The following is an 18661-nucleotide window of genomic DNA, read 5'->3' as shown; positions in this document are numbered from 1 at the left end:
CCCTCTGAGCCGGTCACTTGAACAACTCGGAGGGGCCGTACGGGAGTTACTTGGTGAGGTGCTCCGGCCCGAAGGCCTGCGGGAGCATCTGCGACAGCGTCAGGATCCCCGCCGGGGTCTCCAGCAGCAGGTCGGGGCCCCCGAACTCGTACAGCAGCTGACGGCAGCGGCCGCACGGGACCAGGATCTCGCCCCGGCCGTCGACGCAGGTGAAGTGCGTCAGGCGGCCGCCGCCCGTGCGCTGCAGCTCCGAGACCAGACCGCACTCGGCGCACAGGCCGAGGCCGTAGGAGGCGTTCTCGACGTTGCAGCCGGAGACCGTGCGGCCGTCGTCGACCAGGGCGGCGACCCCGACAGGGAAGCCCGAGTAGGGGGCGTACGCGTGGGACATGGCCTCGCGGGCCAGCTCGCGCAGTGCCTCCCAGTCGACGGCGGCCGGCGTGGTCACTTGCCCTGGCCCTTCCGGTAGCGCATGCCGTCGGCCTTGGGCATCCGCAGGCGCTGCGCGGACAGCGACAGCACCAGCAGGGTGACGACGTACGGCGTGGCGCCCACGAAGTCGTTCGGGACCTCGTCGGTGACCAGGTACCAGACCAGGACACCAGCGCCCACCATGAGGCTGATCCCGCCCTGCCAGTGCGCCTTCTTGTACAGCTTCCAGCCGGCCATCGCCACGAGCAGCACCACCAGCAGGAGCAGCAGCGCGTGGACGGTCTCGCCGCCGTTGCGCAGCTGCAGCGCGTCGGAGTAGCCGAACAGGCCCGCGCCCATCGCGAGTCCGCCCGGTCGCCAGTTGCCGAAGATCATGGCGGCGAGACCGATGTAGCCGCGTCCACCGGTCTGGGCCTCGAGGTAGGTGTGCGAGGTGACCAGCGCGAGGAAGGCGCCACCGAGGCCGGCCAGGCCGCCGGAGACGGCGACGGCCGCGTACTTGTACCGGTAGACGTTGACGCCGAGGGACTCCGCGGCGATCGGGTTCTCACCGCAGGAGCGCAGCCGCAGACCGAACGAAGTGCGCCACAGCAGCCACCAGCTGCCGATGAACAGCAGCACGGCGAAGAGCGTCACCACGGACAGGTCGGTGACCAGACCGCCGAGGATGCCGGCGATGTCGGAGATCAGGAACCAGTGGTGGTTCTCGAGGGACTTGAGGCCGTCCGACAGGCCCGGCACGTCGATGTTGGGCAGCGAGTCCACCGGCGGGGACTGCTTGGGGTTGCCGCCGGCGTCGGCCGCCTTGCCCTCCGAGAAGAAGATCTTGGCGAGGTACTGGGTGGTGCCGAGTGCGAGCAGGTTGACCGCGACACCGGAGACGATGTGGTCGACGCCGAAGGTGATGGTCGCGACCGCGTGCACCAGGCCACCGAGGACACCGAAGCCGATGCCGCACAGCAGGCCGAGCCACGGGTTGGACTGCCAGCCGATCCAGCCGGCGCCGAAGGTGCCGAGGATCATCATGCCCTCGAGGCCGATGTTGACCACACCGGAGCGCTCCGACCAGAGGCCGGCCAGACCGGCGAGACCGATCGGCACGGCGAGGCCGAGCGCGGCGGAGACCTGGCCCTCGGAGGTGAGCTGGTTGGAGCCGGTGATGACGCGGACCGCGGCGACGAGCAGCAGCGCGCCGGCGACGATCATGAGGATCTGGCCGACCGAGCGGCCCGAGCGGCCGCGTTCGGTGTCCGCCTTGGGAGCCGCGGGGGGCGGCGTGTCGGTCATCGTGGCAGTCATCACGCCACCTCCTGCTTCTTGGTCGGGGCGGCGGCCTGGGCGGCGAGCTCGGCGCCGACCCGCTGCTGCTGGCGCCGGAGGCCGTAGCGGCGTACGAGCTCGTAGGCGATGACGACGCACAGGACGATGACGCCCTGGATGACGCCGAGGATCTCCTTGTCGTAGCCCTGGAACTCCAGGTGGTTGGTGGTGCGCTCCAGGAAGCCCCACAGGAGCGCGCCGAGCGCGATGCCGACGGGGTTGTTGCGGCCGAGCAGCGCGATGGCGATACCGGTGAAGCCGATGCCCGACGGGAAGTCGTTGCTGAACTGGTGGCTGTCGTTGAGCAGGGTCGGCATGCCGATCAGACCGGCCACCGCACCGGAGATGACCATGCTGGTGGCGACCATCTTCTTGACGGAGACACCGCTCGCGGTGGCCGCGCTCTCGGACTGGCCGACGGTGCGCAGGTCGAAGCCGAAGCGGGTGCGGCCGAGCACGAACCAGTACGCGACACCGATGACCACGGCGATGACGATGAAGCCCCACAGCTCGCCCGCCGCGCCGGTGTCGATCTGGAAGAAGTACGAGGACTCCGGCAGCGGCTTGGTGGAGATGACCGTGCCGCCGCTCTGCAGCTCGGCGAGCTTCCCGGGCTGCAGCAGGTAGGCGATGATCGCCGTCGCGATCGAGTTCAGCATGATCGTCGAGATGACCTCGCTGACGCCTCGCGTCACCTTGAGGACACCCGCGATGGCCGCCCACAGGGCACCGGTCGCCATGGCGCACAGGATGATCAGCGGGATGGCGATCCAGCCGGGCACGGTCAGCGCGCCGCCGAGGACGGCGGCGAAGAACGCGGCGATGCGGTACTGGCCGTCGACGCCGATGTTGAACAGGTTCATACGGAAGCCGATGGCCACCGAGACACCCGCCAGGTAGTACGTCGTCGCCTTGTTCAGGATGTAGACCTGGCTGTCGCTGGCGGTGCCGTAGGTGATCATGTCACTGAAGGCGTCGCCCGGGTTCTTGCCGGTGGCGAGGATGACCAGGGCCGTGACGACGAGCGCGGCGACGATCGCCAGCAGCGGCGCCGCGATGCCGAGGAGCAGCCGCTCCTTGTCGATGCGTTGGGTCAGCTTGTTCATCGGGCGTCGTCCTCGTCGTCCTCTGTGTGCTCCAGGTGGCCGGTGGCCGCACCCGTCATGGCGGAGCCCAGCTCCTCGGGGGTGATCGTGGCGGGGTCGGCGTCGGCGACCAGGCGGCCGCGGTACATCACCCGCAGGTTGTCGGAGAGCCCGATGAGCTCGTCCAGGTCGGCGGAGATCAGCAGCACGGCCAGGCCCTCGCGGCGGGCCTCGCGGATGTGGTCCCAGATCGCGGCCTGGGCGCCGACGTCCACACCGCGGGTGGGGTGGGCGGCGATGAGCAGCTTGGGCGAGTGGCTCATCTCGCGGCCGACGATCAGCTTCTGCTGGTTGCCGCCGGAGAGGGAGGCGGCCGTGACGTCGATGCCGGGCGTGCGGACGTCGTACGCCTGGATGATGCGCTGGGTGTCGGTGCGGGCCGCCTTGATGTCGAGCAGCTGGCCGCGGGAGTTGGGCCGCTCGGTGACATGGCCGAGGATGCGGTTCTCCCACAGCGGGGCCTCGAGGAGCAGGCCGTGGCGGTGGCGGTCCTCGGGGATGTAGCCGACGCCCGCCTCGCGGCGGTCGCGGGTGGGGGCGTGGGAGATGTCGGTGCCGTCGAGGGTGATGACGCCCGCGTCGGGGTCGCGGATGCCCATGATCGCCTCGACCAGCTCGGACTGGCCGTTGCCCTCCACGCCGGCGATGCCGAGGACCTCGCCCTTGTGGATGGTGAGGGAGATCGCGTCGAGGATGACGCGCTCGACGCCGTCGAGGTCGAGCTGGCTCAGGTGCAGCTTGTCGACCTTGAGCAGCGGGACGTCCGTGACCGTCGACTCCTGGGTCTCCGGCGTGGGCAGTTCGCTGCCGACCATCAGCTCGGCGAGCTGCTTGGGGGTGGTGCCGGCCGGCTCGACCGTGGCGACGGTGGTGCCGCGGCGGATGACGGTGATCTCGTCGGCCACGGAGAGGACTTCGCCCAGCTTGTGGGAGATGAAGATGACGGTGAGGCCCTCGGCCTTGAGCTCGCGCAGGTTGTCGAAGAGCGCGTCGACCTCCTGCGGCACGAGCACGGCGGTGGGCTCGTCGAGGATGAGGGTCTTGGCGCCGCGGTAGAGGACCTTGAGGATCTCCACCCGCTGGCGGTCGGCGACGCCGAGCTCCTCCAGCAGGACGTCGGGGCGGACGTTCAGGCCGTACGCGTCCGAGATCTCCTTGATCTTCGTGCGGGCCTTGGCACCGATGCCGTACAGCTTCTCCGCGCCGAGGACGACGTTCTCCAGGACGGTGAGGTTGTCGGCGAGCATGAAGTGCTGGTGCACCATGCCGATGCCGCGGGCGATGGCGTCGGCGGGGTTGTGGAAGGTGACCGTCTCGCCGTTCACCGTGATGGTGCCCTCGTCCGGCTGCTGCATGCCGTAGAGGATCTTCATCAGGGTGGACTTGCCGGCGCCGTTCTCACCGCACAGGGCATGGACGGTGCCCGTGCGGACGGTGATGTCGATGTCCTTGTTGGCCACGACACCGGGGAATCGCTTGGTGATGCCGCGCAGTTCGACGGCAGCGGGAGGGCTGGACGCGTTGATGGCGCACTCTCCTCGGGGAAAAGGGGCTGCGTAGGGGAGGGCAGGCGTCGGCGACGCTAGCGCGGCAACTCCGTGCTACACGCGTAGAGTTGACACATTGTTATGGCTCGACGAGGGGGTTTGTCGAGCCCCCCTCGCCGAGCCCGGGTTCCCGCGGGAACCGTCAGGTCAGCTGGTCTTGACCTTGACGGTGCCGTCGACGATCTTCTTCTTCGCGGCGTCCAGCTGGGTCTTGATGTCGTCGATGAAGCCACCGCTGGTGGCCAGGCCGACACCGCCCTTGGCGAGGGAGTAGATCTGGTTGCCCGTCAGCGGCTTGCCGTCGTGCACGGACTTGACGAAGTCGTAGACGCCGACGTCGACGTTCTTGACCATCGAGGTCAGGATCGAGTTCTTGTACTTGGACAGACCCGGGATGTTGTACTGGTCGGAGTCCACGCCGATGGCCCAGGCGCCCTTGACGCCGGAGACGGCCTCGATCGAGCCGTTGCCGGAGGAGCCGGCCGCGGCGTAGATCACGTCGGCGCCGTTGTCGAGCATGCCGGACGCGGCCTCCTTGCCCTTGTCGGGGCTGGCGAAGCCGGACAGGTCGGAGCCGTGGGTCAGGTACTGGACGTCGACCTTGACCTTGGAGTTGGTGTCCTTGACGCCCTGGACGTAGCCCGCCGCGAACTTCTTGATCAGCGGGGTGTCCACGCCGCCGATGAAGCCGACGTGGTCCTTCTTGGTCTTCAGCGCCGCGGCGACACCGGCCAGGTAGGAGCCCTGCTCCTCGGTGAAGGTGATGCTGTCGACGTTCTTGGCGGTCGCGACCGAGTCGATGAGACCGAAGCTGACCTTCGGGTACTTGGCGGCGACCTTGTCGACCGAGGTGGCGTAGGAGAAGCCGACGGCGACGATGGGGTTGTAGCCGGCGTCCGCCAGGTCGGTCAGGCGCTGCTCGCGGTCGGCCTCGGTGTCGGAGCTCTTGGCGGTCAGCTCCTTGATGGAACCGCCGAACTCCTTCTCGGCCTTGTCGGCACCGCGCGCGGCGGAGTCGTTGAAGGAACGGTCACCACGGCCACCGACGTCGTAGGCGAGACCGATCTTGATGCCCTTGCCTCCGCCGGCGGAGGCGGAGGAGGACGAGCTGTCCTTCTCGGACGAGGTGCTGCCACAGGCAGTGGCAGTCAGTGCAAGAGCTGCGGTGGCGATACACGCAGCGGAAAGCTTGGCTACCCGGCGCACGGGAGGCTCCTTCACCTGACCTGAGCGCCTTGTCGGCGCTTCATGTGAGCACCATGCCAGTGCTCGGGCCTGCACGCCCCTGCGGCGTCGGCTTCGCGGCATCGTAACGCGCGTAGATGTCAGAAAAAGACCTCTTCCAAAGCCGTTATCGATTCGAGGCAAACGGCGTCTGAACTCGGCGTCTGGAGCCCTCACACGCGCGGATTTCGAAGAGTGCACGATTGGCTTACGACCATGTTGCGCCGGACGGCTCAGCGGCCCCCGAGGGGGCCGCTCGTCACGCTCGCGTCATTCGGCCGCGTCCAGCAGCGCCGCCGCCGTGAACAGTTCCACGCCCACCTTGATCGCCGACTCGTCGGCGTCGAAGTCGCCCTGGTGGAGATCGCGCACGGTCCGCTCGCCGGGCGTGCGGACGCCGAGGCGGGCCATGGCGCCGGGCACCTGCTCCAGGTACCAGGAGAAGTCCTCGCCGCCGAGGCTCTGCTCGGTGTCCTCGATGGACTGCAGACCGCGCCGGGCGGTCATCGCGTCGCGCAGCAGGTCGGTCACGTCCGGGTCGTTGACCACGGGCGGGACGCCGCGCACGTAGTTGATCTCCGACTTGGCGCCGTGCAGATTGGCGACCTCGTCGATGGCGGCGACGACGATGTCCGGGGACTGCCGCCAGGTGTCGAGGTCGAGGCAGCGGACGGTCCCGGAGAGCTCGGCGTGCTGCGGGATGACGTTCGGGGCATGGCCGGACTCGATGCGGCCCCAGGTCACAGCGAGCCCGGCGCGGGTGTCGACGCGGCGGCCGACGAGCGCGGGCACGTCGATGGCGACGCGGGCGGCGGCGGTGACCAGGTCGGTGGTCAGATGCGGCCGGGCGGTGTGGCCGCCGGGGCCGTCGAGCGAGACCTCGAGGCGGTCGCAGGCGGAGGTGATGGCGCCCTGCCGCAGGCCGATACGGCCGGCGTCGACCCGGGGGTCGCAGTGCACGGCGAGCATCCGGCCCACCCCCTCCAGCACTCCGCAGTCGATCGCGTCGGCGGCGCCGCCGGGCAGCACCTCCTCGGCCGGCTGGAAGAGGAGACGCACGGGGCGGGGCAGGCGGCCCTGCCGGTGCAGTTCGGCCAGGACGAGGCCGGTGCCCAGGACCACGGTGGTGTGCACGTCGTGGCCGCAGGCATGGGCGCGGTCGGGGACCGTGGAGCGGTAGGGGCAGTCACTCTTCGTGTCCGGGATGGGCAGGCCGTCGATGTCGGCGCGCAGGCCGAGCATGGGGCGGCCGCCGTCCCACTCCCCGATGTCACAGACCAGGCCGGTGCCGGTGGCGAGCACGCGGGGCCGCAGGCCGGCCCGCTCGAGGCGCTCCTTGATCGCGGCGGTCGTGCGGAACTCCTGGTTGCCGAGTTCCGGGTGCATGTGCAAGTCGCGCCGGAACGCCACGAGTTCGGCGAACAGTTCCTCGCCCAGCGTGCCGGGGAGCACGGCTTCCCCGGGAAGATCGACCTCGGACTCCAGTGACATCAGTTGCTTCACCCTCTGAAGGGTAGGACGCCGGGGTGGCCAACTGACCCTCGATCAACAAAAGTTCAACCCCTCAGGGGAAGAAAATCTGGCCGCTCGACGCATGGGTGTGGGTTGAGATGGGTAAACCTCTCCTTTCTCTACGCATACCACGCTCCGCACTCCCCTGTCGGTTCTGTTCATCTGTCGGAACAACTCTGTGTGAGGACCGGCACAGTACGACGTCCGCTAGTAGGGTGCGGGGCCGTGAGCTCCGAGATACCGGGTGCACCGGGATTCCTGAACGACACACGGGCCGCGTACGACGCGATCGCGCGACCCTACTCCGAGCAGCTCGCCGACTGGCTGAGCGGCAGACCGCTGGATCTGGCCCTGGTCACCGCCTTCGCGGAGCTGGTCCGGCAGGGCGGTACGGCGCCGGTCGCCGACGTCGGGAGCGGTCCCGGGAATGTCACCGCCCGGCTGGACGCGCTCGGGGTGCCGGCGTTCGGGGTGGACGTGTCGCCGCGGATGGTGGCGCTGGCCCGGGAGGCGCACCCGCACCTGCGCTTCCATGTGGGTTCGATGACCTCGCTCGACCTGCCGGACGAGACGCTCGGCGGGGTCCTCGCCCTCTACTCGGTCATCCATGTCCCGGACGACCACCTGCCGGCGGCCTTCGCCGAGTTCCACCGCGTCCTGGTCCCCGGCGGCCATGTCCTGCTCGGCTTCCAGAGCGGCGACGAGGAGGACCGGCTGCACCTGTCGGAGCGGTTCGGTCAGGAGATCTCGCTCGACTACCACTGGCGTACGCCGGACACCGTCGTCGAGATGCTGGTCAAGGCGGGCCTGCGGCTGCACGCACGCGTGCTGCGCGAGCCGGACGAGGACGAGACGCGGCCGCGGGCGTATCTGCTGGCGCAGAAGGTCAGCCGACCGCGCTGACGGTCTGGAGGCGGGTGACGTCCCGGGCCGTCCCCGTCACGCCCGACAGGAAGCCCTGGGCGCGCGGTGAGGCGTGTTCCGTCAGCCAGGCGGGGTCGATGTCGCAGACGGCGACCCTGACGTCCGTGCCGGCCAGGGCGAGGGGCAGGGTGTGCACGACGGTGGAGGGGAAGCTGAGGATGGTGCGGCCGACCGGGCCGCGGCGGGCGATCAGCTCCAGGGGGAGGTCCGGGCGGACGATCTCCAGGCCCGTCTCGACCGCCAGGCGGTGGAGCTTGTCCGTGCTCTCGCGGCGGTGCGCGAAGTAGCGCGTGGCGCCGTGGGCCTTCGCGAGGGTGCGGACGGCCTCCAGGTAGCGGTCGCCGTCCACCACACCGGTCTCCACCAGCGAGGTGCCCACCATGTCGGCGCTCTTGGTGATGCGCGGCGGGCCGAAGCGGAAGCGGGTCCAGGAGAAGTCGTTGGCGTGGACGGTGACGCCGGGCGGGGTCTCGTCCATGGGCATGGAGGAGAAGATCGCCACCTTGCGCTTGGTGCTCGGGGTGAGGCGGCGGCGGGCCTTGGCGGACACCGGCGCGAAGATCAGGTCCCGGGCGCCCGGGCGGCCGCCCTTGCGGTGCCAGCGGACGAGGCGCTCGCCCCGGGCCAGCTGGGCGACGAACTCCATCGTGGCCGTGCCGTCGTCGACGACGACGAGGTCGCGGGCCTTGGTGATGGTCAGGAGCAGCTGCACATAGCGGGAGAAGGGGTCGCCCAGGACGATGCGGTCGGCCCTGCGGAGCGTGCCGGTCAGGCCGCCGATGGTCTGGAAGGGGGCCGCGGGGCCGCCGCGGGCCTCCTCCCAGCGGACCGTGTGGCCCTCGTCGCGGGCGAGTTCGGCCATGCGGCGCAGCTGGCCGCGGGTCATGGGGTCGGTCGGGGACAGGACGACGAGGGTGAGCGCCGCGCCGGGCGCCTGGGCGTGCGCCCACTCCAGCACGTTCAGAAGCTGTACCGGACTCTCGACGAACGCGAGAGTGGAGGTGCTGCCGGCGGATCCGGCGCGGCGGCTCATCGACGTATGACCGTCCCCTGTTGGTTGTGCGTCAGACCGCGACCGGCTCGCCCGCGGCGGCGGCGATCTCCGCCTCGGCGACGACGCCCGTGACGCGGCGCAGCTTCTTCATCGGGCCGAGCTCGGAGTCGTAGACCTTCTTGACGCCGTCGCCGAGGGAGGCCTCGATGGTGCGGATGTCGCGCACCAGGCGGGTGAGGCCCTGGGGCTCGACGGAGGCGGCCTGGTCGGAGCCCCACATCGCGCGGTCGAGGGTGATGTGGCGCTCGACGAAGGTGGCGCCGAGGGCGACCGCCGCGAGGGTGGTCTGCAGGCCGGTCTCGTGGCCGGAGTAGCCGATCGGGACGTTCGGGTACTCGTCCTGCAGGGTGTTGATGACGCGGAGGTTCAGCTCCTCGGCCTTCGCCGGGTACGTCGAAGTGGCGTGGCAGAGCAGGATGTTGTCGCTGCCCAGGACCTCGACCGCGTGGCGGATCTGCTTCGGGGTCGACATGCCGGAGGACAGGATGACCGTGCGGCCCGTCGCGCGCAGGGCGCGCAGCAGCTCGTCGTCCGTGAGGGAGGCGGAGGCGACCTTGTGGGCCGGGACGTCGAACTTCTCCAGGAAGGCGACGGCCTCGGTGTCCCACGGGGAGGCGAACCAGTCGATGTTCTTGGTCTTGGCGTACTCGTCGATCTGACGGTACTCGTCCTCGCCGAACTCCACACGATGGCGGTAGTCGATGTAGGTCATCCGGCCCCAGGGGGTGTCGCGCTCGATGTCCCACTGGTCGCGCGGGGTGCAGATCTCCGGGGTGCGCTTCTGGAACTTGACGGCGTCGCAGCCGGCCTCGGCGGCCGCGTCGATCAGCTTGAAGGCGTTCTCGAGCTCGCCGTTGTGGTTGATGCCGATCTCGCCGACGACGTACACGGGCTGGCCCGGGCCGGCGGTCTTCGAACCGAACGTGCGCAGACGGGAGTTGGTGCTCATGGCAGGAACTGTCCTTACTTGGTTAGGGAATCGAGAGAGGGGCCGAGGATCCAGCTGGCGATCTCTCGGATCGCGCCGTCGCCACCGGGGACGGTGGTGACCGCACGTGCGGCGCCGCGTACCACGTCGTGGGCGCTCGCGACCGCCACGGGCCAGCCCACGAGGGCGAAGCACGGGAGGTCGTTGACGTCGTTGCCGACGTAGAGCACGCGCTCGGGCGCGATGCCCTGCTCCTCGCACCACTGCTTCAGTGCGAGGTCCTTGCGGTCGATGCCGTGCAGCACGGGAATCTGCAGCTTCCGTGCGCGGGCGGCGACGACCGGGTTCTGCTCCGTGGAGAGGATCAGCATCTTCAGCGCGCTCTTGCGCAGCGCCGCGATGCCGAGGCCGTCTCCGCGGTGCACGGAGACGAACTCCTTTCCATCGGCGTCGATCAGCACCCGGTCATCGGTCTGGGTGCCGTCGAAGTCGAGTACGACCGCGTCGATGTCGTCGGCGGTCGGCAGCGAACCGGGGCGGTCCGCGTCGAAGAGGGGCGCGAGGGCGCGGGCCCGCGCGAGGTCGTGCGGGTCGTCGATCTCCAGCACACGGGCGGGGTCCGTGCGGACGAGTTCCGTACGGCCGAAGAAGCGGTGCTGGTGCTTGCGGAAGCCCTCGGCGGCCATGGCGTAGGCGGCGCCGGTCTCCAGGAGGTCCTGGGGGCGGTCCTGGCGGCGGGGGCGGTAGGACTTGTCGTGGTTGACGCCGTAGCCGCCGCCGGTGGCCGCGTCGGCCTCCGAGACGGTGCCGGGGGCGATCTCGTCCTCGGCGTCGCGCCAGATGAAGCCGTGGAACGGAGCCACGGTCACGGCGGTGTCGGCGCCGTTCTCGACGACCGCGGCCGCCACCCCGTCGATGTCCTCGCGGACGATGAACGGGCTGGTGCACTGCACGAACACCACCACGTCGACCGACGCGCCCTGCAGCGCCTCGTGGGCGTCCATGGCGTGCAGCACGGCCGCCTCGGAGGTGGCGGTGTCGCCGGCGATCGCGGCCGGACGCAGCACGACCTCCGCGCCGGCCTCGCGGGCCGCGGCGGCGATCGCCTGGTCGTCGGTGGACACCACGACGTCGGTCACCAGGCGGGTCGCCAGGCACTCGCGCACCGCCCGGGACACCAGCGGCACACCGCCGACGGGGGCGAGGTTCTTCGCGGGCACGCCCTTGGAGCCGCCGCGCGCGGGGATCACCGCGAGCACCCGGCGCACCGAAGCGCCTTGGCCCGCTTGCGGGTTGGACATGGGCTCCACTCCTTGGGCTCCTTGCGGAGGAATCGGCGCGACTGCGGCTCGCGCTCCTGTGGGTTCTGGGGCGGCCGGGGCCGGCAGGCCCGTCGGGGCCGAGGCGGCCGGGCCCGCGGCTCGCACCCCCGCGGTGTCCGCGGCGTCGCCGACGGCTCGGACTCCGGTCGAGCCCGAAACACCCGCGGCCCGCGCGCCGGTCGGCTGCAGCGCATCCGCCCTCGCGGCGGACACGGCTCGGGCGACCGCCGCCTCCGCGGCGCCCGCGGCCTGCACGCCGGTCGTCCGGTCGGTGCTCACAGCTCCCCCATCCGCCGGATGACGGGCGCCACGCGCTGCACCCCGTGCCGGTAGGCACCCCGTGCCGCCCGGCGCACTATCTGGCGGACCGGGCCCGGCTCCTTGTCGGCGGCGGGCGCTCCCGGCAGCGGGCTGCCGTCGGGGCCGAGGTGGTGACGGGCGAGGATGCCGGGCAGATAGCCGGGCGCCGTCTCGGGTGTGTAGTACGGGGTCAGCGGGGGCAGCTCGGGCGCGGCCAGCAGCTTGGCGATGCGCTCCCGCGCCGCGTCGAAGGCCGTCTCGTAGGACCCGTCGGCCACGACGCCCTGCCGGGCCACCCACTCCTCGTCGGGGGTCGGCCGGTGTCCGGCGTCCAGCTGGTCCCAGGAGGCGAGGCACCCGGAGCCGACGAAGTGGTGGTTGCCCAGCACCTCGCGCACCCCGAGGTCGGTCAGAACGACTGTCGGGATACGGCGGTGCAGCGACTCCAGGGCGGCCGTCGAGCTGATGGTGACCAGCAGGTCGGTGCGGTCGAGGACCTCGCCCATGTTCCCGTACACCAGGCGGAAGTTGGCCGGCGGGTCGAGCCGCTGGACCAGCTTCTGGTAGGGCAGTTCCTCGATGTGCGTGGTGTGTTCGCCGGGCCGGGAGCGCAGCTTCAGCAGCACCTCGCGCTCGGGGTGCTTCCGGGCGTGCTGGACCAGACGGTCGAGCAGGTACGTACGGTCCCTGCGGCTGTCCGGCACGGACGGCTGGACGGCGAACACCACGGTGTAGGGGTCGTGTTCGCCCTCGTAGGCCGCGCCGCCGAGGAACGGGAGTGCCACCTCCGTCACCGACGAGGCGTCGGCGCCCACGCCCTCGTACACCGCGCGGAAACGCTCCGCGTCCTGGCGGGAGTTGGCGAGGACGAGGTCCGCGCCGTGCCGCAGCAGCAGGCCGTCGGCGAGCTTCTCGTAGACGACGCCGACATAGCCGGTGACCACGACGGGCCGCCTGGAGCGGCCCTCCCAGAGGCGCGCCAGGCCGTGCAGCATCGCCTGTACGCCGCCGCCGACGAGGGCGAGCACGACGACGTCGTACTCCTCCTCCGCCATGGCGCGCAGGAACTCGACGGAGGTGACCTCCTTGAGGGAGTCGGCGCGCACCCCGACCTCCGCGAGCTGGCGGGCGGTCGGCGTCGCCCGCCCGCGCAGCAGGAATCCGCTCAGCTCGAGGCCGACTTGCGCGTCCTCGCGGAGTGCGGCTTCCATGGACGGGCCCGGGGCGACACGAGCCGCGGTCAACGCACCCCATTTCCAGCGGGTGTCGGAGTCCGCGAGTACGGCGATTCGCGTGGGCTTCGTTGTACTTGGTGGCACGACGAAGACGCTAGGAAGCAATTCCGAGGAGCGGCCCAACCGCACCTCAACAAAAAGTTAACAACACCTCGCCGAGAGCCGAACTGGGCCGCCAATTCTCAGGAAGTACAGGGGATGCACCGTTCCGACACATTGAGTTCACCCCCTGTACGGGCACCGGAAAGTTACGCAGCCGGGCCGGCTCCTAGGCTTCCGTATGTGCCAAAGCTTTCCGTGATCGTGCCGTTCTACAACGTGCAGCAATACGCCCCTGACACCCTCAGAAGCCTTCGATTGAACGCGCAACGGGATTTCGAGTTCGTACTGGTCGACGACCATTCGAAGGACGAAACTCCGGCCATTCTCGAACGCGCGGCCGACGAGCTTTCCGATGTCGCGCAGGTGCGTTACATCCGCCATGAGAAGAACGGGGGACTCGCCACCGCGCGCAACACCGGCCTGGACGCGGCGCAGGGCGAGTACCTCACCTTCTTGGACGGCGACGACTGGCTGGCCCCCGGCTACTTCGCCGAACTGGTGGGCGCCATCGACGAGTTGGGCTGCGACTTCGTGCGGACCGACCATGTGCAGGCGACCGCCCGCGCGCGCAGTGTGCACCGGGTCCCGATCGGGCGCCGCTGGGAGGTCTTCAACCCGCGCGAGGCGATCCTTCCCGCCGACCGTTCGACCTCCGTGGACTACGCGTACGCGTGGGCCGGCGCCTACCACCGCCGTCTCCTCGACAAGGGTCTGCTGCACTTCACCGACGGGCTGCGCACGGCCGAGGACCGGCCGTGGATCTGGCGGCTGCACCGCGAGGCGGAGTCGTTCGCCGTGGTGAGCCTGCTCGGGGTCTTCTACCGGCGCGGGGTCGCCTCCTCGCTGACCCAGATCGGCGACGTCCGCCAGCTCGACTTCATCCGCGCGTTCGACCAGGTGATCGAGGAGACGCGGAAGGACCCGGACGCCGACCAGCTGCTGCCGAAGGCGGTGCGCACGTACTGCGCGATCATCGCCCACCACGTCTCGGACGAGGACAAGTGGGAGCCGTCCGTGTACAAGCAGCTGCGGGCGAGGGCCGCGGCCGCCATCCAGCGCCTGCCGCAGGACATGCTCGGCGACGTGCTGGAGACCATGGACATGCACCGCTCCTCCAAGCTCCGGCGGCTCAGGCGCCGGGTGACCACAGCGAAGGCGGCCGCCTGATGTCCCGTACGACCCGTATCTTCTGCGTCTCGACGCTGTACGGCGCAGCGACGCTGGCCGCCGCGATCGACTCCGGCTCCTTCACGGAGCGGGACGGGGACCGCCGGCTGCTGCTGGTGTTCAACAACTCCGCGACGCCGGAGACCACGCCGCCGGTCGACGAGATGCCCGGCTTCGAGCCGCTGCGCGACCACTTCGACGCGGTGCTGTCCTGGAACGAGGCCATCCGCCCCTTCCACCCGGGCGCCTGGACCCCGCGCCAGGACGACATCCCCCTCTTCGAGCGCTATCTGCGGCTGCTGTGGGAGCTGGGCGAGGACCGGGTGGAGCTGGTCCTGGAGTCCATCCAGGTCACCCCGGCGCTCACCGTGGCCCAGCTGTTCACCGACGCTCCCGTCGACGTGTACGCCGACGGTCTGATGAGCTACGGCCCGACCCGCAACAAGATCGACCCGCTGGTCGGCACGCGCGTACGGCGGCTGCTCCACCTGGACCTGGTGCCGGGGCTCACGCCGCGGCTGCTGACCGAGTTCGAGGTGCCGGCGCAGATACTGCCGACCGAGGCCTTCCTGAAGGTGCTGGGCGAACTCACCGCCTCCCTCCCGGAGTTGCCGGTGCTGCCGGAGAACTCGGCGCTGCTGCTCGGCCAGTACCTCTCCGCGCTGAACATCCTCTCCCCCGAGGAGGAGGAGGACCTGCATGTGCGGATGATGCGCGGGGCGGTCGAGCGCGGCCACCGCGCCATCGTCTTCAAGCCGCACCCCACCGCACCGGCCCGCTACAGCCGCGCGCTGGAGAAGGAGGCCGACAAGCTGGGCGTCGACCTCACTGTCCTCGATGTGCCGGTGCTCGCCGAGGTGCTCTTCGAGAAGTCCCCGCCCGGCCTGGTCGTCGGCTGCTTCTCCACGGCGCTGTTCACGGCGTCCGCGTTCTACGGCCTCCCGGTCGCCCGCATCGGCACCGAGCCCCTCCTGGACCGGCTCACCCCGTACCAGAACAGCAACCGGGTCCCGGCCGTCCTCGCCGACGCGCTGGTCCCCGACCTGGAGGAGCGCAAGGGCGAGGCCGTAGTCGCCGCGGACACGCTGGACGGCCTGCTCGACGCGCTCAGCTTCACCATGCAGCCGCAGATCTACCCGAGTCTGCGCCGGGCGGCGGAGCGATACCTCTCGCAGCAGCTCGGCACGCGCACCAAGCGGTACTTCAAGCGGAAGCGCCTCACCGCCCTCGGCCTCCCCGGCGGTATCCCGGAACGCCTGGCGTTCCTCCCGCGCAACTCCACGGCCCGCCGGGTGGTACGCCGGGCGAGGGCGTTGAAGAAGGCCGTCACGAAGTGAAGCGCAACGGGGAAGACCTCCTTCCGACGCGGGTTGTTGGGGTGGGGTTCACAGAGCCTCCATAGCTTCCCCGAATGGCGCAAACAGCACTCTTCGTCTCCAGACCCACCGGCGTCCCGGGTGGGCCGAGATGACCCAGCAGGACATACGTCCGCCCGCCCAGGCTCCGGCACCGGTCGCGCTCGCGGCCGTGGAACCGGGGGCGACCGGGCGGGCGCTCGTCTCGTACGTCCTGCCCGTCTTCAACGAGCAGGACGGCATCACCGCGTTCCACGACGAGCTCACCGCGGCGCTCGACGCCCGCCCGGAGCTCGACTTCGAGCTGGTCTACGTCAACGACGGTTCCACGGACGGGTCGTTGGCGCTGCTCAAGGGGTTCGCGGAGCAGGACTCCCGGGTCCGGGTGGTCGACTTCGCCCGCAACTTCGGGCACCAGCTCGCCATCACCGCCGGGCTCGACCTGGCCGTGGGCGACGCGGTGATCGTCATGGACACCGACCTGCAGGACCCGCCGAAGGTCAGCCTGGAACTGGTCGACGCCTGGCTCGAGGGCGCGGAGATCGTGCACGCGCGCCGCCGCAGCCGCCGGGACACCGCGTTCAAGCGGGCCACCGCGCATCTGTACTACCGCCTGCTGCGTGCCTCGACCGAGGTCGACATCCCGCTGGACACCGGGGACTTCAGGCTGCTGGACCGCAGGGTCGCCGACGAGCTGCGCAGATACCGGGAGCGGAGCCGGTTCGTGCGCGGGATCGTCGCCTCGATGGGGTATGCCCAGGCCGAGGTGGTCTTCGACCGGGACGAGCGGTTCGCGGGCGAGACGAAGTACCCGCTGCGCAAGATGGCCCGGCTGGCCGTCGACGGGATGACCAGCTTCTCCACCGCCCCGCTGAAGATGATCACCCGGCTGGGTTTCGCGGTGCTCGCGCTGTCGCTGGTCGGCATCCTCTACGCGCTCGGCATGAAGTTCTTCCGCCCCGACATCACCGTCTCCGGCTGGACGATGCTGATGTGCGTCGTGCTGTTCCTCGGCGGCACGCAGATGCTGTCGCTCGGGGTCATCGGCACCTACATAGGGCGCATCTACAGCGAGGCGCAGGGCCGACCGCTGTACCTGGTGCGCGAGGTGATCGGCGGCGACGGTGACCGCTGAGACCACGACGACCACCGTGGCTCCCCGCATGTCGCGCCAGCTGATCAGCTACGCCCTGATCGGCGGCAGCGGAGTCGCCCTCGACCTGCTCGTCTTCCTGCTGCTGCACAACGTCGCCGGGATGAACGAGCAGTTCGCCAACGCGATCAGCACCACGCTCGGCATCGCCAACAACTTCGCGCTGAACGCCCGGTTCACCTTCGAGCGCCGGGACCGGCTCGTCGTCCGCTTCCTTCGCTTCTACGCCGTCGGCCTGACCGGCATCGCGCTGACGAACCTGCTCTTCCTCGCCTTCACCGACGGACTCGGAGTCGACGCGGGCCTCGTCAAGGCGGGTTCGCTGCCGCTGGTCCTGGCGCTGCAGTTCGCGCTCAACAGAAAGTGGAGCTTCGCATGAACCTCGGCATCATCGGCGCGGGTGCCACGGGCCTGACCGCCGCCTGGGACGCCGTACGCGCCGGCCACCAGGTCACCGTCCTGGAGGCGGCCGACGAACTCGGGGGCCTAGCCGCCTCGTTGGAGGTGGGCGGCGTCCCGCTGGAGCGCTACTACCACCACATCTTCCGGAGTGACAGGGCCATGATCGCCCTGATCGAGGAGCTGGGGCTCGGGGACGCCCTGCGCTTCCACAGGCCGACGACCGGCATCTACCTGGGCGGCAGGCTCATCGACTTCACCACGCCCTTCGACATGCTCCGCTTCCCGGAGTTCTCCCCCGTCGACGCCGTACGCTTCGCCGGTTCGTCGGCGTTGCTCAAGGCGGTGCGGGGCGGGGAGCGGTTCAACGACCTCACCGCCCTTGCCTGGTTGCGCCGCTGGGCCGGCGGGAAGGCCACGGCGGCGATCTGGGAGCCCCTCCTCCGAGGCAAGTTCGGCGACCGGGCCGAGCAGGTGTCGATGGCGTGGCTGTGGGCCCGTATCCACTGCCGTACCTTCGAACTCGGTTATGTGGACGGCGGGTTCGAGCGGGTCTACGCGGCGCTGCGGGACGGCGTCGAGGAGCGCGGCGGCAAGGTGGAGTTCGGCAAGGCGGTCGAGTCGATACGGCAGGACGGCGAGGACGCGCCCGCGGTGGTGCGGTGCGCGGACGGCTCGTCGTACGACTTCGAGCGGCTGATCGTCACGACCCCGCAGCCGGCCTTCGCGAAGGCCGCCGGGCTGCCCGCCGACGACACGGTGTGGAAGAACCAGTACCTGGGCGCCACCTGCTTCGTGCTGGAGCTGGACCGCAGTGCGATCCCGTACTACTGGCTCAACATCAACGAGCCGGACTTCCCGTTCCTCGCGGTCGTCGAGCACACGCGCATGATCGACCCGTCGGTCTACGGCGGCCGGCACATCCTCTACGTCGGCAACTACGTCGAGCGCAACGACTGGCGGTTCACGACCGAACCGGGCGAGCTGCTGACCCGTTTCCTGCCGTATCTGCGGCGCGTCAACCCGGACTTCGACGCCTCCTGGATCCAGGACTGGCACTTCTCGAAGGCGCCCTTCGCACAACCGGTGGTGACACCCGCGTACCGCGCCCTGATCCCGGCCCACGAGACCCCGATGAGCCGGGTCACGCTGGCGACGATGGCCCAGATCTACCCGCAGGACCGGGGCCAGAGCTACTCGGTGGAACTGGCCCGCGAGCTGACTGCGTCGCTGGGCCTGCGCTGACCCGGCCCACTGGCCCGGCAGACTCGGTCGACCGGAAACCACCGGGGCTCTGCCCCGAACCCCGGCAGGGACTGCGTCCCCTGCACCCCTCGACAGGTGGCCGTGCCCACGGGGGCCACCCGCCCCGCCGGGCCGGGGCCAGAGGTCGCCCGCCGCCACCGCATGGGGTTCCCGCCCGCCATGACGCCCGCCGGCACAGCGTCCGCGCGCTCAACTCGGCCTGGAGGCAGCCGATCCCGTCGCAGGCGCACGGCTCCGTGCCGCCCGGCACCGGCCGAGGGGCGCTCGCGCCCGCCC

General features: G+C 70.2%; 16 protein-coding genes. 6 read left to right on the top strand and 10 right to left on the bottom strand.

Annotated elements, in window-relative coordinates; translation table 11 throughout:
- Positions 1-46: 46 nt before the first annotated feature.
- The 6 genes from ABZ880_RS25835 to ABZ880_RS25810 form a co-directional block, all read right to left on the bottom strand.
- Complete coding sequence (locus tag ABZ880_RS25835; protein ID WP_361267048.1) at positions 47-448, bottom strand: cytidine deaminase; 402 nt, start codon at positions 446-448, stop codon at positions 47-49.
- The gene (locus ABZ880_RS25830; RefSeq protein WP_361267046.1) at positions 445-1731 is read right to left on the bottom strand and encodes an ABC transporter permease; all 1287 of its coding nucleotides are present in this window, start codon (positions 1729-1731) and stop codon (positions 445-447) included. The genes ABZ880_RS25835 and ABZ880_RS25830 overlap by 4 nt, the downstream gene beginning before the upstream one ends.
- Positions 1731-2858, bottom strand: a complete 1128-nt coding sequence (locus ABZ880_RS25825) for an ABC transporter permease (RefSeq protein ID WP_361267044.1) — start codon at positions 2856-2858, stop codon at positions 1731-1733. Before ABZ880_RS25825 ends, ABZ880_RS25830 begins: the two co-directional genes overlap by 1 nt.
- Entirely contained in the window at positions 2855-4390 is a 1536-nt protein-coding gene (locus ABZ880_RS25820) for an ABC transporter ATP-binding protein (RefSeq protein WP_361267130.1), read from the bottom strand. The genes ABZ880_RS25825 and ABZ880_RS25820 overlap by 4 nt, the downstream gene beginning before the upstream one ends.
- Positions 4391-4591: 201 nt before the next feature.
- On the bottom strand, positions 4592-5650 hold the full coding sequence (locus ABZ880_RS25815) for a BMP family ABC transporter substrate-binding protein (RefSeq protein WP_361267042.1): 1059 nt from the start codon (positions 5648-5650) through the stop codon (positions 4592-4594).
- Positions 5651-5938: 288 nt separating this feature from the next.
- Positions 5939-7159: a M20 family metallopeptidase gene (locus tag ABZ880_RS25810; protein ID WP_361267128.1), complete on the bottom strand. Its 1221-nt coding sequence runs from the start codon at positions 7157-7159 to the stop codon at positions 5939-5941.
- 246 nt (positions 7160-7405) lie between these two features.
- On the opposite strand from ABZ880_RS25810, the gene ABZ880_RS25805 reads away from it, so the two are divergent.
- The gene (locus ABZ880_RS25805) at positions 7406-8083 is read left to right on the top strand and encodes a class I SAM-dependent methyltransferase (RefSeq protein WP_361267040.1); all 678 of its coding nucleotides are present in this window, start codon (positions 7406-7408) and stop codon (positions 8081-8083) included.
- On the opposite strand, the gene ABZ880_RS25800 is transcribed toward ABZ880_RS25805, so the two are convergent.
- The 4 genes from ABZ880_RS25800 to ABZ880_RS25785 form a co-directional block, all read right to left on the bottom strand.
- Complete coding sequence (locus ABZ880_RS25800) at positions 8067-9137, bottom strand: hypothetical protein (protein ID WP_361267038.1); 1071 nt, start codon at positions 9135-9137, stop codon at positions 8067-8069. The two genes, ABZ880_RS25805 and ABZ880_RS25800, sit on opposite strands and share 17 nt — an antisense overlap.
- A 31-nt stretch (positions 9138-9168) precedes the next feature.
- Positions 9169-10107 (bottom strand): N-acetylneuraminate synthase family protein, encoded by a 939-nt coding sequence (locus ABZ880_RS25795; RefSeq protein WP_361267036.1) that lies wholly within the window; start codon positions 10105-10107, stop codon positions 9169-9171.
- 14 nt (positions 10108-10121) lie between these two features.
- Complete coding sequence (locus ABZ880_RS25790) at positions 10122-11387, bottom strand: N-acylneuraminate cytidylyltransferase (RefSeq protein ID WP_361267034.1); 1266 nt, start codon at positions 11385-11387, stop codon at positions 10122-10124.
- Between the two features lie 296 nt (positions 11388-11683).
- The gene (locus tag ABZ880_RS25785) at positions 11684-13027 is read right to left on the bottom strand and encodes a DUF6716 putative glycosyltransferase (protein ID WP_361267032.1); all 1344 of its coding nucleotides are present in this window, start codon (positions 13025-13027) and stop codon (positions 11684-11686) included.
- Positions 13028-13225: 198 nt separating this feature from the next.
- On the opposite strand from ABZ880_RS25785, the gene ABZ880_RS25780 reads away from it, so the two are divergent.
- The 5 genes from ABZ880_RS25780 (at position 13226) to ABZ880_RS25760 (ending at position 18364) form a co-directional block, all read left to right on the top strand.
- Complete coding sequence (locus ABZ880_RS25780; RefSeq protein ID WP_361267030.1) at positions 13226-14212, top strand: glycosyltransferase family 2 protein; 987 nt, start codon at positions 13226-13228, stop codon at positions 14210-14212.
- Positions 14212-15549: an alpha-2,8-polysialyltransferase family protein gene (locus tag ABZ880_RS25775; protein ID WP_361267028.1), complete on the top strand. Its 1338-nt coding sequence runs from the start codon at positions 14212-14214 to the stop codon at positions 15547-15549. The genes ABZ880_RS25780 and ABZ880_RS25775 overlap by 1 nt, the downstream gene beginning before the upstream one ends.
- 130 nt (positions 15550-15679) lie before the next feature.
- The gene (locus ABZ880_RS25770; RefSeq protein WP_361267026.1) at positions 15680-16702 is read left to right on the top strand and encodes a glycosyltransferase family 2 protein; all 1023 of its coding nucleotides are present in this window, start codon (positions 15680-15682) and stop codon (positions 16700-16702) included.
- Positions 16692-17099 (top strand): GtrA family protein, encoded by a 408-nt coding sequence (locus ABZ880_RS25765; protein WP_361267024.1) that lies wholly within the window; start codon positions 16692-16694, stop codon positions 17097-17099. The genes ABZ880_RS25770 and ABZ880_RS25765 overlap by 11 nt, the downstream gene beginning before the upstream one ends.
- Entirely contained in the window at positions 17096-18364 is a 1269-nt protein-coding gene (locus ABZ880_RS25760) for an NAD(P)/FAD-dependent oxidoreductase (RefSeq protein WP_361267022.1), read from the top strand. The genes ABZ880_RS25765 and ABZ880_RS25760 overlap by 4 nt, the downstream gene beginning before the upstream one ends.
- Positions 18365-18661: the final 297 nt, after the last annotated feature.

It is taken from the genome of Streptomyces sp. NPDC047043 (assembly GCF_040644055.1).
Lineage (GTDB): Bacteria > Actinomycetota > Actinomycetes > Streptomycetales > Streptomycetaceae > Streptomyces.
This window is presented reverse-complemented; position numbering and strand designations above follow the sequence as displayed.

What these genes read in the sequence shown, in the direction of transcription:
- ABZ880_RS25830 (WP_361267046.1), bottom strand. Translation starts at nt 1,731, where the DNA reads ATGACTGCCACGATGACCGACACGCCGCCCCCCGCGGCTCCCAAGGCG.
- ABZ880_RS25825 (WP_361267044.1), bottom strand. Translation starts at nt 2,858, where the DNA reads ATGAACAAGCTGACCCAACGCATCGACAAGGAGCGGCTGCTCCTCGGC.
- ABZ880_RS25810 (WP_361267128.1), bottom strand. Translation starts at nt 7,159, where the DNA reads ATGTCACTGGAGTCCGAGGTCGATCTTCCCGGGGAAGCCGTGCTCCCC.
- ABZ880_RS25800 (WP_361267038.1), bottom strand. Translation starts at nt 9,137, where the DNA reads ATGAGCCGCCGCGCCGGATCCGCCGGCAGCACCTCCACTCTCGCGTTC.
- ABZ880_RS25795 (WP_361267036.1), bottom strand. Translation starts at nt 10,107, where the DNA reads ATGAGCACCAACTCCCGTCTGCGCACGTTCGGTTCGAAGACCGCCGGC.
- ABZ880_RS25790 (WP_361267034.1), bottom strand. Translation starts at nt 11,387, where the DNA reads ATGTCCAACCCGCAAGCGGGCCAAGGCGCTTCGGTGCGCCGGGTGCTC.
- ABZ880_RS25775 (WP_361267028.1), top strand. Translation starts at nt 14,212, where the DNA reads ATGTCCCGTACGACCCGTATCTTCTGCGTCTCGACGCTGTACGGCGCA.
- ABZ880_RS25770 (WP_361267026.1), top strand. Translation starts at nt 15,680, where the DNA reads ATGACCCAGCAGGACATACGTCCGCCCGCCCAGGCTCCGGCACCGGTC.
- ABZ880_RS25760 (WP_361267022.1), top strand. Translation starts at nt 17,096, where the DNA reads ATGAACCTCGGCATCATCGGCGCGGGTGCCACGGGCCTGACCGCCGCC.